Annotated in this window: 12 protein-coding genes; 7 read left to right on the top strand and 5 right to left on the bottom strand. The window is 64.8% G+C overall.

Annotated features, from left to right (window positions below; genetic code table 11):
- Positions 1 to 41: 41 nt before the first annotated feature.
- Positions 42 to 794, bottom strand: coding sequence for a DUF899 domain-containing protein (locus tag NLY43_RS05860; protein ID WP_023712516.1), 753 nt, complete (start codon positions 792 to 794; stop codon positions 42 to 44).
- Positions 795 to 1,183: 389 nt separating this feature from the next.
- Between NLY43_RS05860 and NLY43_RS05855 the strand changes: the two genes are divergently transcribed.
- Complete coding sequence (locus NLY43_RS05855) at positions 1,184 to 2,404, top strand: hypothetical protein (RefSeq protein WP_023712517.1); 1,221 nt, start codon at positions 1,184 to 1,186, stop codon at positions 2,402 to 2,404.
- A 29-nt stretch (positions 2,405 to 2,433) separates the two neighbouring features.
- The gene (locus tag NLY43_RS05850) at positions 2,434 to 3,081 is read left to right on the top strand and encodes a Vgb family protein (RefSeq protein WP_031199631.1); all 648 of its coding nucleotides are present in this window, start codon (positions 2,434 to 2,436) and stop codon (positions 3,079 to 3,081) included.
- A gap of 49 nt (positions 3,082 to 3,130) precedes the next feature.
- On the opposite strand, the gene NLY43_RS05845 is transcribed toward NLY43_RS05850, so the two are convergent.
- The gene (locus tag NLY43_RS05845) at positions 3,131 to 3,433 is read right to left on the bottom strand and encodes a hypothetical protein (protein ID WP_023712519.1); all 303 of its coding nucleotides are present in this window, start codon (positions 3,431 to 3,433) and stop codon (positions 3,131 to 3,133) included.
- A gap of 284 nt (positions 3,434 to 3,717) precedes the next feature.
- Here NLY43_RS05845 and NLY43_RS05835 point away from each other — a divergent pair, with 284 nt between their 5' ends.
- Positions 3,718 to 4,062, top strand: coding sequence for a PQ-loop domain-containing transporter (locus NLY43_RS05835; protein WP_023673886.1), 345 nt, complete (start codon positions 3,718 to 3,720; stop codon positions 4,060 to 4,062).
- Between the two features lie 37 nt (positions 4,063 to 4,099).
- Here the strand turns inward: NLY43_RS05835 and NLY43_RS05830 are convergent, their stop codons facing one another.
- Positions 4,100 to 4,813 (bottom strand): DUF2270 domain-containing protein, encoded by a 714-nt coding sequence (locus NLY43_RS05830; protein WP_031199632.1) that lies wholly within the window; start codon positions 4,811 to 4,813, stop codon positions 4,100 to 4,102.
- Positions 4,814 to 5,070: 257 nt separating this feature from the next.
- Between NLY43_RS05830 and NLY43_RS05825 the strand changes: the two genes are divergently transcribed.
- Positions 5,071 to 7,365: a cation:proton antiporter domain-containing protein gene (locus NLY43_RS05825; RefSeq protein ID WP_023712521.1), complete on the top strand. Its 2,295-nt coding sequence runs from the start codon at positions 5,071 to 5,073 to the stop codon at positions 7,363 to 7,365.
- Positions 7,366 to 7,395: 30 nt separating this feature from the next.
- On the opposite strand, the gene NLY43_RS05820 is transcribed toward NLY43_RS05825, so the two are convergent.
- Positions 7,396 to 8,604: an MFS transporter gene (locus tag NLY43_RS05820; RefSeq protein WP_023712522.1), complete on the bottom strand. Its 1,209-nt coding sequence runs from the start codon at positions 8,602 to 8,604 to the stop codon at positions 7,396 to 7,398.
- Between the two features lie 247 nt (positions 8,605 to 8,851).
- On the opposite strand from NLY43_RS05820, the gene NLY43_RS05815 reads away from it, so the two are divergent.
- A complete protein-coding gene (locus NLY43_RS05815) occupies positions 8,852 to 9,280 on the top strand; it encodes a VOC family protein (protein WP_156935571.1) in 429 nt (142 codons plus the stop codon).
- A gap of 95 nt (positions 9,281 to 9,375) precedes the next feature.
- On the opposite strand, the gene NLY43_RS05810 is transcribed toward NLY43_RS05815, so the two are convergent.
- The gene (locus NLY43_RS05810) at positions 9,376 to 9,963 is read right to left on the bottom strand and encodes a dihydrofolate reductase family protein (protein WP_023699142.1); all 588 of its coding nucleotides are present in this window, start codon (positions 9,961 to 9,963) and stop codon (positions 9,376 to 9,378) included.
- Positions 9,964 to 10,099: 136 nt separating this feature from the next.
- Between NLY43_RS05810 and NLY43_RS05805 the strand changes: the two genes are divergently transcribed.
- Positions 10,100 to 10,516 (top strand): winged helix-turn-helix transcriptional regulator, encoded by a 417-nt coding sequence (locus tag NLY43_RS05805; protein WP_023712523.1) that lies wholly within the window; start codon positions 10,100 to 10,102, stop codon positions 10,514 to 10,516.
- Between the two features lie 456 nt (positions 10,517 to 10,972).
- Complete coding sequence (locus NLY43_RS05800) at positions 10,973 to 12,076, top strand: flavin-containing monooxygenase (RefSeq protein ID WP_023712524.1); 1,104 nt, start codon at positions 10,973 to 10,975, stop codon at positions 12,074 to 12,076.
- The last annotated feature ends 49 nt before the right edge of the window (positions 12,077 to 12,125 follow it).

Genomic DNA, 12,125 nt, shown 5'->3' with positions numbered 1-12,125 from the left:
AGGGACAGGAAACCAAGCTGGATGGGCGCCGCTCCAGGTCCTTACTTGCCGTCCTTGTTGCGGAACGCGGCTTCGCCGGCCGCCGACACTTCCTCCCACGTCTTGTCGGGTGCGGCGTCGTAATTGTCGTGCCAGTTCCACCAGCTGTAGAGCTCGGTCTGCGGATAGCCTTCGGGCGAATCCTCCCAGATTTCCTGGCGGCCGAGCGGCGTTGCGTCGAGGTAGCTCCAGACCGTGCCCATCTGCTCGTCGCCGCGGTTGTTGATGAAGTAGGTGCGATACACTTTCTTGCCGTCCTGGATGAACACGTTGTGGCCGTGCCATTCGTCGACGCCGAAATCCTTGTCGAAACTGTCGGTGATTGTGTACCAGGGCATCTCCCAACCCATCCGCTGCTTCAAGCTGGCAATGTCGGCCTGCGGCGCGCGCGAGGCATAGGCAAGCGTGGTGTTGCGGGCGTTCAGATGGGCGAGATGGCCGACCTGGTCGGCGCCGAGCGAACAGCCGCGGCAGGCATGTTCGGGCCAGCCGTGGACGCCGGGTTCGTAGAAGGCGCGGTAGACGATCAACTGCCGCCGGCCCTCGAACAAATCGAGCAGGCTCGCTTTGCCGTTGGGACCCTCAAACACATAGGCCTTGTCTACTTCCATCCATGGCATGCGCCGGCGCTCGGCCGACAGCGCGTCCCTGGCGCGCATCGTTGCCTTTTCCTTCACCAGCATCTTTTCGCGCTCGGCTTCCCATTCCTGCCTTGAAACGACCGGTGGGGTCTTCATTGCCACGTGCTGGGTCATTGCTTGTTTCCTTTGCCAGTTGTTGAGCCGTTGTGGCTTGTCGTTGCCTGTTGATCGTGAGGCAGGCTAGGGCCGCGAGGCGGCGAGGGCGGAGTTACAAATGTGACGGCATTTGCAGGCGGGCCACCGCAGCAGGGGTGGCGAGGCCGCACGGTGGGCTCGAGGTCCTCGGAAGCAGGCATGGTCGGTTTTTCCTTATTGAGAAGCTTAACGAGACTGTCTGAGATGCTCAGGCTAGCGAATGCGAATATTGCCGTCAACGCAGGCCTGGGCGTCTTCAACCAGTCCAGATGGCTAGGTCGCCGTCCGCGGCTTGCTGCTTGGCGGTGGTGACTTAAGTTAGGGCCGGTAAGGGGAGCGGTGGGAGTTACAAATGTGACGGGATTTGCATGGACTCGCTGATCACCGCGGCAGGGCTGGCGCTGGCGGCGGGCAACCCGCTGGCGGCACTCGACCGCGTCGCCTTGCGCGAGGATGCCCCGGCGCTGGCGTTGCGCGGCATTGCCATGGCGCAGCTCGGCGATTTCCATCGCGCCAAAGTACTGTTGCGTAGGGCCGGCCGTGCCTTCGGTCCAAAGGAGGCGGTGGCGCGCGCCAGGTGCGTTGTCGCCGAAGCCGAGATCGCGCTTGTTTCGCGTGATCTCGGCTGGCCGTCCAAGGCGCTCGACGCGGCGCGGTCGACATTGGAAAAGCATGGCGACCGGCTGAACGCGGCGCATGCCGGGCATCTCAAAGTGCGCCGCCTGCTGCTGATCGGCCGCCTCGACGAAGCTGAAGACGTGCTGGCTGGGCTCGATCCGTCGCCGCTTCCGCCGGCCTCACGCGCCGCGCATGAACTCGCGGTTGCCGGCATCGCCATGCGGCGCCTGAAGACGAAGGCCGCGCGCGCAGCCCTTGAGTGGGCGCGCCATGCCGCCCGCCGGGCCGGCATTCCGGGTCTCATGGCGGAGGTCGACAGCGCCTTCCTGGCGCTGGAGACGCCGGCGGCGCGGCTGATCGCGGGCGGCGAGGAGCATCCGCTGTTGCTCGAAGAGGTCGAGGCGCTGCAGGCGTCGCGCGCGCTGGTCGTCGATACGTTCCGCTATATCGTGCACAAGCAGGAAGCAACGATCTCGCTGGCAACGCGGCCGGTGCTGTTTGCGCTGGCGCGCGCGCTTGCCGAAGCCTGGCCGGCGGATGTGCCGAGGGCGACGCTGATTGCCCGCGCCTTTGGCGGCCGGCATGCCGATGAATCGCATCGCGCCAGGCTGCGGGTCGAGATCGGCCGGCTGCGCGCCGAATTGCGGCCGCTGGCGGGCATCGGCGCGACCAGCCAGGGCTTTGCGCTAAAGCCGCGCGAAGCAGGCTCCGTGGCGGTGTTGGCGCGGCCGATCGAGGAGCGGCACGCCGCGGTGCTGGCCTTCCTGGCCGATGGTGAATCCTGGGCCAGCTCGGCGTTGGCGCTGGCGCTGGGCGCCGGACAGCGCAGCGTACAGCGGGCGCTCGAGCAGTTGGCCGAGACCGGCAAAGTGCAGTCCTTCGGCCACGGCCGGGCGCGGCGCTGGATGACGCCACCGGTCGCTGGTTTCACGACCACCTTGTTACTCCCGTCGCCGCTGCCGAACGGCTAGGAAAGGTGACCATGATCGAGGACCAGGACATGAAACATTCAGCAGCGGAAATCCTGCGCGAATACGGGCCCTTTCCTGATGTCGACACCGTGCACGGCGTGAGCTTCGACGGACAGAATGTCTGGTTTGCGACGGGCGAGCGGCTGACCGCCTTCGATCCGGCAAGCGGTGAGACGCTGCGCTCGATCGATGTCGCCGCCCATGCCGGCACCGCCTATGACGGCCGGCATCTGTTTCAGCTCGCCGGGGACCGCATCCAGAAGATCGACCCGGATACCGGCAAGGTGCTCTCCACCATCCCGGCGCCCGGCGACGGCCGCGATTCCGGCATGACCTGGGCCGAGGGCACGCTCTGGGTGGGGCAGAACCGGGAGCGCAAGATCCACCAGATCGATCCCGAGACCGGGAAAATCCTGCGGACCATCGACTCAAACCGCTTCGTCACCGGAGTGACCTGGGTCGATGGCGAGCTCTGGCACGGCACCTGGGAAGGCGACCAGAGCGATGTCCGGCGCGTCGATCCGCAAAGCGGAAAGGTGCTGGAACGGCTCGACATGCCGGCAGGGGTGGGCGTTTCCGGGCTCGAATCCGACGGCGGCGACCGCTTCTTCTGCGGCAGCGGCCCCGGCGGCATGGTGCGATCGGTGCGCCGGCCCAGATCGGCCGGCAGCGTATAAGGCCGCGGCCGGCGGCGTTCGCCTTATGGTGCGAAACGTCCCGCCGAGATCATATCCCGGAGCCGTCGAGCAGCGGGACGTCTTCGCCTTGCCACGGACTTGGCATTGAAGCCCGGCTCAGATTGGCCGTCGGCAGCGGCATCCAGCATTTCAACTCCGGTTCGGGGTATTCGATCACCCGTCCTGGCGACGAATCGGAAGAGCGCCAGCCCTCCGTGCCGAACTGGTCGCGCGACCAGTAAGCGAGGTCGACCTCGGCCGGCCCCTGTTCCGATGGCCTGACCGTGACCAGGATGCGGCTGCCGTCCTTGGGCGCGCTCGCCATGTGCCGCCAGCGATCGGGTTCGTCCATTCTCATGTCCTCCTGCACGTTGCAGGGATAGTCGCCGCGCTCTTGGCAGCGGTCAACCCGAACTTTGCCCAAGCACGAGATCTGTTTAGTACTCCCGCGCCGTCGGCCGAAACAAGATCTGGTTCATGTCGACCTCGTCGGGCTGGCTCACGGCGAACGCCCCCATGGCGAAAGAATCCGGATGCCGGGCCGCAACAGGAAAATCGAAGCCGGCATGTGAACGGGCTCACATGCCGCCACTGCAAGGAACGCTATGGGACGTCCGGCCATGACAGGGGTTTCGGATGACACTTGCTGATCTGTCTTTTTATCTCTTCACTATTTTCAATGGCTTGCGCGTGGTGTCCTACCTGCCGCAGATCGTGCGGGTGGCCCGGGACAGGCACGGGGCGTCGGCGATTTCCTACGCGACCTGGCTGTTGTGGACAGGCGCCAACGCCACGACGGGACTCTACGCCCACATCAATCTGAACGATCCCGCTCTGGCGGCGATCAACTGGCTGAACGCCGTATGCTGCGTGCTGGTCATCGCGCTCACCGCCTACAAGCGCCATCGCGCACGGCTTCCAGTTGAGGAAGCCGCAAGCCGGTCGGAAGCGACCGCTCTGATGGTCGACAATGTCTGCTGAAGATCACCGCGGCAGATTGCGCTTTTCGAGGCCGCTCTCAGACATGCACGGTGCCATGCGAAAGCTCGCCCTCGTCGCTTGAGATGAGGAAAGCGGCTGCGAGCAGGCCGACATAGAACAGCCCGACCATGCACGCGACATAGATGCCTGGAACCGGGCCGAGCTGCGCCACGCGCGCGGCGTCGAGAAATGACGCGCCCAAGCCTATCGGCGACCCTTCGCGCTGCAGACTGGGCGTCGTGATCTTCAGCACCCACGCCAGCATCAGGATCGTGTACATGAAAATGTAGTTGCGGCGCAGCCGGTGCACCAGCGCCGCGCGTTGCGAGATCAGGAAGCGCGGCGAACGCAGGCCTTCGCCGACGATGGCCAGCCAGTTGGAGGCGTAGTCGGGCTGCGGCGAGAAGATCTGCGCGAAATAATAGCGCTCGAACTGGCGCACCCTGGCCCGGTAGACGTCGAAGAAACGATAGCGCCGCGCCTCGATCCATAGCAGCAGCGTGGTCAGCAGCATGGCAAAGAGCAGCACCCCGTGATGGGCGCTGGGCGTCGACAGTGAGACTGAGAGCATGGCGGCGACGACAGTAATCGCCCAGTTGCTGGTACGGTCCAGCCGGTCGCGCCAGCCGGCCATGCGGGCGATTTCGGCGCGGTGGAAATGCGACATGGTGGCCACGAATTCCGATGAGGTGAGCTTCAGCGCGAACGCATCAGAGGCCCGCGGCGCTGCAGCCGCTTCGTCGGTTTTCATGGTCTTGACCTGGGACATCCCTTGCCACGCGCCTCCCAACGCCATGGCCGGCCGAAACGACGCCGGTCATCCCCATCCGCGCAACGCGCAATCGGTTGAAAATGTTCCGTCGCCGGCCCGGGTCTCGGCGGTTTATCCGCAGTCAGATAGGCCCGTTATGCGATTCAGGTAATGAAGGAACCTGCGGCGCGCCAAGGGAGCGTGGCGTGCAACCGATCTCGCCCGCAAACGTTATACCGGGCACGATGAGGGGGTGCATGTCCTTCGTGGTCAACCGGCGCCGGCCGGTCGCGCTTGCCGCGGCAGCTTTCGCATTCATGCCGGCCGCATCGTTGGCAGCCGAAAAGACCGGCATGTCCAGCGAGGGCATTTTCGTTCTCGAAATCCTCCTTCTGCTTCTCGTCGGCCGCGGCATCGGCGAATTGCTGGAGCGTCTCGGCCAGCCGGCGGTGATGGGTCAGCTCATCGGCGGCATCCTGCTCGGGCCATCGCTGCTCGGCTGGCTATTGCCGGAAGCAGAACGCGTGATCTTTTCAGGCGACGCCACCCAAAAGAGCATGATCAGCGCCATCGCCCAGCTCGGCGTGTTGATGCTTCTGTTGCTCACCGGGATGGAGACGGATCTGCGGCTGGTGCGCAGGGTCGGCCGTGCGTGCTTTTCCATCTCCGCCGCGGGCGTCGCCGTGCCTTTCGCGCTCGGCTTCACCGCCGCACAGTTCATGCCGGCCTCGCTGCTGGCCGACGGAACCGAGCGCATTGTCGCCGGTCTCTTCCTCGGCACGGCGCTGTCGATCTCCTCGGTCAAGATCGTCGCCATGGTGGTGCGGGAGATGAACTTCATGCGCCGCGATCTCGGTCAGATCATCGTCTCGTCGGCCATCATCGAGGACACGATCGGCTGGGTGATCATCGCCATCACCATCGGCATCGCCACCAAGGGGCGCATCGAGCTCGGCAGCCTTGCCTTCACCATTGTCGGCGTCGCCGCCTTCATGGGGTTTTCCTTCACGATTGGCCGCCGCATCGTCTTCGACGCCATCCGCTGGACCAACGATACGTTCCGCAGCGAATACGCCGTCGTCACCGTCATTCTCGCCATCATGGGCGCAATGGCGCTGATCACCGATCTGATCGGCGTCCACACCGTGCTCGGCGCCTTCGTCGCCGGCATACTGGTTGGGGAATCGCCGATCCTGTCGCGTCATATCGAAGGGCAATTGCGCGGCGTCATCATGGCGCTGTTCATGCCGGTTTTCTTCGGCGTCGCCGGTCTTTCGGCGGATCTCACCGTGCTTGTCGACCACGAGCTTGCGCTACTCACGGCCGCTTTGGTGCTGATCGCCAGCTTCGGCAAATTCGCCGGCGCCTTCATCGGCGCCGAGCTTGCCGGCATGAGCCGCAAGGAAGGCATCGCCGTCGGTTGCGGCATGAACGCGCGCGGCTCGACCGAAGTCATCGTCGCCTCGATTGGCCTGTCGATCGGCGTTCTGTCGCACAATCTTTTCACCATGATCGTGACCATGGCCGTCATCACCACGCTCGCCATGCCGCCGACCTTGCGTTGGGCACTCGGCCGCTTGCCGATGGGCGAGAACGAGAAGAAGCGTCTGGAGCGCGAGGAGATCGACCAACGCGGCTTCATCGCCAATCTGGAACGACTGCTGGTGGTGACCGATGAGGGCGTTGTCGGCCGCTTTGCTGCTTACCTCGCCGGAGTCGTGGGCGCCGGCAGGCCGACGACGGTGCTGCATGCCCGAGGCGAGGGGGAGGAGGCCGAGCCCGGCACGGATGCGAAGCTCGAGCCGATCGAAAAGGGTGCCGAGGACAGCCGCGAGGCCGCCAGGAGTTCGGACGAGGAGCTGGCCCGCGCGGCGCCTGTCACGCGGCGCCACGAGGCCGAGCTTTCGGCCGAAACGGTTGCCAAGGAGGCGCGCAAAGGCTATGGGCTGCTGCTGATCGGGCTCGGCCGCGCGGTCACGTCGAAAGGTGGGTTTGCCCGCCGCATCAACGAGATCGCCGGCGCCTTCGAGGGCCCGCTATGCCTGGTGCTGAAGGCGACCGGCGCCGGCCGCCAGATGCCAAGGCTAGGACCTGAAGGCGGGAAGATTCTGGTTCCGGTCAACGGCACCGCGATCGCCCGCCGGGGTGCCGAAATGGCACTGGCGATTGCAGCGGTCACGGGTGCGCGGGTCAAGATACTTTATGTCGCGCGCGTCGGCCGCGACGAACCGCGCGACACTGTCTCGCATCGCCGCAGGGAGGCGGTGCTGAAGGATACCGTCGCACTAGCCGACCGCTATGGCGTCGAGATCGAGACGGCCATCCGCAGCCGGGCTGCCGCCGCCGATGCCATTGCCCGCCAGGCCGGCAGGGGGGCGGCGCTGATCGTCATGGGCGTGGCGCGGCGCCCTGGCGAGGAACTCTTCTTCGGCGAGACGACCACCGGCGTGCTGCAGCGCTGCCAATGCCCGGTGGTGCTGAACTCGGACGCCAGGCTCAGCCGCGACGACGAGGGCAGGGAAGAGCTGCGCTCGGGAACGGGGACAGGGTGATGAGTATTTCCCCTCGAGGGGAAATTTCGCTCATGCCGCCTGCAGCCTCTCTCGGCCGGGCTGCGGCGGGAAGGCGATGGCGATGCCGGCAGCACCGAGGCCGATCAGCGCCGAGCCGATGAACAGCCAGGAATAGCTGGCATAGGCGTCGAAGATCATGCCGCCGGCGAGCGGGCCGAACGACATGCCGAGGCTGGACAACAGGGTCGCGGCGCCAAGTATCGTGCCGATGATGCGCGGCCCGAAATAGTCGCGCGCCAGAACCGCATAGAGCGGCATGACGCCGCCATAGGTGGCGCCGAAGATGATCGCCAGGAGATAGAACTGCTCGAGATTGCCGACGGCGAGATAGGCGGCGATCACCACCGCCTGGATGGCGAGGCCCACGATCAGCACCGGCTTGGCGCCCAGCCTGTCGCCGAGCACGCCGTAGAGCACGCGCCCGCCAAGGCCGGCAAGGCCCTCGACGCTGTAGATCGACACGGCTGCCATCGGCGCCACGCCGCACGACATGGCATAGCTCACCATGTGGAAGATCGGCCCCGAATGCGCCGCGCAACAGGCGAAGAAGGTCATGCCCAGCACCAGGAATTGCGGCGAGCGCAACGCCTGGCCGACTGACATGCCGGGGGCCGCGGCAGGTGCGGGCGCGCTGCCATCCGCTGCCGCGACCGCCGCCGACGGCTGGCGCACCAGGAAGACGGCCGGCAGCAACAGCACCCAAGCCATGATCCCGATGTCGAACATGGCGGTACGCCAGTCATAGGCCGTGATCAGCCAGCGCGCGAAGGGCGAAATGGTCATCGGCGCCACGCCCATGCCGGCCGAGACCAGCGACACGGCCAGGCTGCGATGGGTCTCGAACCAGGCGGTGGTCAGCGCGATCATCGGCGCGAAGAAGGCGCTGGCCGCCATCCCGACGATGACGCCATAGCTCAGCTGGAAGACCAGCAGCGATTGGGCTCGGCTCGCCACCACCAGCGACAGGCCGAGCAGCACCGCGCCGGCAAAAACCACCGGGCGGGCGCCGACACGGTCATAGATGGCGCCCCAGGCAAAACCGCCGGCCCCCATCACCAAGAAATTCAGCGTCATGGCGCTGGAAATGCCGGTTCGCGACCAGTTGGTTTCGAGCGCCATCGGCTCGAGAAAGATCGCCAGCGAAAACATCGCGCCGAGCGCCACACAGGTCATCAGCGCGCCGCACGCGACGATCACCCAACGGTAGGAACTGTTCATGCTCTTCTCCCGAGATCGGTTCCGATGCAGCGCCACTCGCTCCAGCTCCGTTGCGCCGCTTGCGTCCGAAGGACGTTGGCGGGATTTCGAATCCGACAATCCGGTTGCATTTTTTATCCGGTCTGCGTGGAAGTCCATCCGGATATGACAAAAGCAGGGGTGTAAGGCTGCCAAGCGCGCCGACAAGATAGACTGCCGAATTGACGAGCCGCTCCGCGGCACTAGCTTTGTGGTCTCGCGACGGGAGATATCGCTCATGGAACTGCATCGCGGCCGCCTCATCGACCACGTCCAGCTGGTGGTCAGGGACCTCGCGGCGAGCCGGCGCTTCTATGAAGCCGTCTTCAAGATGCTCGGCATTCCGATCGGCGGCGAGGCCGAGGACTATTTCTGGGCCGACGAGCTGTTCATCTCAAGCCTCGACAGCCGGGCGGCGAGGGGACAACTGACCGGGCGCCATCATCTGGCCTTCCAGGCCAGCGATAACGCCATGGTCGATGCCTTCTACAGGGCCGGCCTCGATGCCGGCGGGGCCGACAATGGCGCGCCGGGTGAGCGGCCCTACCACCCCGGCTATTACGCCGCCTTCCTGCTCGACCCCGACGGCAACAACATCGAGGCGGTGTTTCACGGGCCGGCAAAGCGAAGTGCCGCTTCGGTCGAGATCAATTTCTAGCGCAGGTTCACGAGGAGTGGGTTGCGGTGATCCGTCCGGAGTTCTCGTAAAAACAAAGAGTTGAAGCGGTCCACGGATTCAATCGCTGAACTGCTTCACATTGGCGGCGCGTAGCGGTTCACCACCATTCCGCAGGCATAGGCTTTAGAGCCGAGCAGGCGCAATTTCCGGAAGCCGCCACGGTCGAAAATCCGCTCGCCGTCGCCCAGCGCGGCCGGATTGATGAACAGCTGGAACTCATCGACCAGTCCCGCTGCAATCAGCGCCGAGGCAAAGCCGGCGCCGCCGAACACCGCCATGTCGCCTTCACCTTCAGCTTTCAGCGCCTTGACCTCGCGCGGCAGGTCGCCGCTGGCAAGCGTCGTGCGCTCCCACCGCGATGCCGCGAGCTTGTCGCTCAGCACCACCTTGCGCGCCTCGACGATGCGCTGCGCAAAGGCGTAGAAGGGATCGCGCGGATAGTTTTTTGCCGCATTGCCCCAATGGGTTAGATAGCCTTCTTCGGCCATCTTGCGGCTGAGCAGAATGGTGTCGATGCCGGCGAACACCGCGTTGAAATCCTGCTTCAAGTCGTCGTCCCACGGGCAGTTGGCGCCCCATTCCCAGAGCTGCCAGTGCTCATCGCCGGCCGCGCCGACAAAACCGTCGACCGATATCTGCATCTGCAGGATCAGTTTTCTCATCGTCGTTCTCCTGATTGAGCTCTGGTGTCAACAGCGCCAGGTCAGGCGGCGTTGGTTATTGCTTTACTTTCGGAACCATTGACATGAGTGAAAAATGATGTCAATTGTAAAGTGATTTAAAAATGGAAGCATTTAAATGTCGACCAGGGAAAGATCCGGCTGTCCCATCAGCCTGTCGCTCGAATTGCTCGGTGACCGCTGGACGCTGCTGATCATCCGCGACATGATTTTCGCGGAAAAAAGGCACTTCCGGGAGTTCCTGCTATCAGGCGAAGGCATCTCGTCGCGCACCCTGGCCGAGCGGCTGCAGACCTTGCAGGATGAGGGCATCGTCACAAGAAGCGACGACCCCACGCACAAGCTCAAGGCGATCTATAAGCTGACCGAGGCGGGCATCGACCTGTTGCCGGTGCTGGCGACGCTCGGCGCCTGGGGCAGCAAGTACCGCAACGCCGATGACGAGCTGGCAAGGATCGCCGACGAACTGGCCGCGGGCGGCGAGGCGGGCATGGAGCAGATAAAGAAGAAGCTGCGCGCCGAGCATATCGGCTAGCGAGCAAGGCCAGCCCTCCCTTCGGGCCGATGGCGGGCTAGATCGACACGACGTCGCGCAGCCTCACCCTTCCCATCCCGCAAATCGCTGTGGCCGGAGCCATGTCTGCTTCGGATTGCCATCGCCCGAACCACGGCCTCTTCCAGCCAGCGCGCGGTGGGGGGGCGGCATGCATGCCGATTGGGCCCCATGCCGCCATGCACGTAGAGCTCTTCGACCGCGGTGCGGCCGGCGACAGGCAGCCCGTCCGACAGCATGGGCGATTGCCGGGATAGACATTCGTCACCGGGGGTGAGCCGAGACCGGACAGGATGCGCAGCGTGCGCGCCGCGATGCGAAGGCGTCTCGGCGCTAGCGCGCCGATCCACCTTCTCCAACAAGGGGAGAAGGTGAGGCGCGCCTTGTCCCGCCTGCGCTTCTACACGTAGCCTAAGGAGCTAGCGGGAGGAGAATCGCTTGGACACCACTGTCGTTATTGTCGGCGCCGGGCCCGCCGGCCTTGCGGTCGGTGCCTGCCTGAAGCGGGCAGGAGTGGATTTCATCCTGCTCGAAAAATCGCAGGAGATCGCGCCCGCCTGGCGGCGGCACTATCGGCGGCTGCATCTGCATACGGTCAAGTCGTTCTCGTCGCTGCCGTTCCTGCCCTTTCCCAAAAATTATCCGCGCTACGTGCCGCGCGAAATGGTGGTCCGCTATCTCGACGACTACGCGGAAAAATTCGATCTGCGCCCGCGCTTCGGTGTGACGGTGAAAGCCATTCGCCTCGGGGACGGCGGTTTTCTGGTCGAGACAGGATCGGACAACCTCAAGGCGCGCCATGTCGTTATCGCCAGCGGTAACAATGCCGAGCCGATCATCCCCCGGCTCCCTGCCATCGAGGCTTTCAACGGCGAGGTGCTGCACAGCGCCGACTATACGCAAGCGGCGCCTTTTGCCGGCCGCTCGGTGCTGATCGTCGGCATGGGCAACACCGGCGCCGAGATCGCGCTCGACTTGGCGGAAAGTGGCGCGCGTCCGACCATTTCGGTGCGCAAGGGCGTCCACATCGTGCCGCGCCAGCTGTTTGGCGTGCCGATCCAGATGGTCGGCATCGCCAGCCGGCCAATGCCGCAGGCGCTGAACGACTGGATGTTTCCGATCATCCTCGATTTCGCGCTGGGCAAGCTCGAGAAATACGGCATCGTCAGGCCGAAGCAGGGCATCCTGCAACAGATCGACGAAGTCGGCCGCATCCCGGTCATCGACGTCGGCACGGTCGACGCCATCACCAAAGGCGCCATCAAGATCGCGCCCGACATAGCGGGCTTCACCGAGCGTAGCGCTGCGTTCACCGACGGCAGTCAGGAAAATTTCGACGCCGTCATCCTCGCCACCGGCTATCGCCCGGGCTACGAAAAGTTTCTGCCCATGGAATTGCAGCCGGAGCGCAGTGGCGTCAACGCCCGCGCCTCGCAACTCGGCCTCTACCTCGTCGGCTTCTACAATCCGGTCACCGGTCTGCTCAGGGAAATTGGACGCGAGGCGAAGGCAGTGGCGGCCGACATTGCTCGGCGAGGCTGAAGGGGCGGCGTCGGCCAAGCTGCGGATCTCCCGCCTTGCGGGGAGATCG

Origin of the sequence: Mesorhizobium sp. C416B (assembly GCF_030323165.1) — a bacterium.
In the GTDB taxonomy this organism is placed as follows: Bacteria; Pseudomonadota; Alphaproteobacteria; order Rhizobiales; family Rhizobiaceae; genus Mesorhizobium.
The sequence above is the reverse complement of the archived record's forward strand: the minus strand, read 5'-3'. Positions and strand labels throughout refer to the sequence as shown.

Excerpts from the sequence above, each read along its gene's own strand:
- NLY43_RS05855 (WP_023712517.1), top strand. The coding sequence starts at position 1,184 with ATGGACTCGCTGATCACCGCGGCAGGGCTGGCGCTGGCGGCGGGCAAC.
- NLY43_RS05805 (WP_023712523.1), top strand. The coding sequence starts at position 10,100 with ATGTCGACCAGGGAAAGATCCGGCTGTCCCATCAGCCTGTCGCTCGAA.
- NLY43_RS05860 (WP_023712516.1), bottom strand. The coding sequence starts at position 794 with ATGACCCAGCACGTGGCAATGAAGACCCCACCGGTCGTTTCAAGGCAG.
- NLY43_RS05810 (WP_023699142.1), bottom strand. The coding sequence starts at position 9,963 with ATGAGAAAACTGATCCTGCAGATGCAGATATCGGTCGACGGTTTTGTC.
- NLY43_RS05825 (WP_023712521.1), top strand. The coding sequence starts at position 5,071 with ATGTCCTTCGTGGTCAACCGGCGCCGGCCGGTCGCGCTTGCCGCGGCA.
- NLY43_RS05830 (WP_031199632.1), bottom strand. The coding sequence starts at position 4,813 with ATGAAAACCGACGAAGCGGCTGCAGCGCCGCGGGCCTCTGATGCGTTC.
- NLY43_RS05820 (WP_023712522.1), bottom strand. The coding sequence starts at position 8,604 with ATGAACAGTTCCTACCGTTGGGTGATCGTCGCGTGCGGCGCGCTGATG.
- NLY43_RS05850 (WP_031199631.1), top strand. The coding sequence starts at position 2,434 with ATGAAACATTCAGCAGCGGAAATCCTGCGCGAATACGGGCCCTTTCCT.
- NLY43_RS05835 (WP_023673886.1), top strand. The coding sequence starts at position 3,718 with ATGACACTTGCTGATCTGTCTTTTTATCTCTTCACTATTTTCAATGGC.
- NLY43_RS05845 (WP_023712519.1), bottom strand. The coding sequence starts at position 3,433 with ATGGACGAACCCGATCGCTGGCGGCACATGGCGAGCGCGCCCAAGGAC.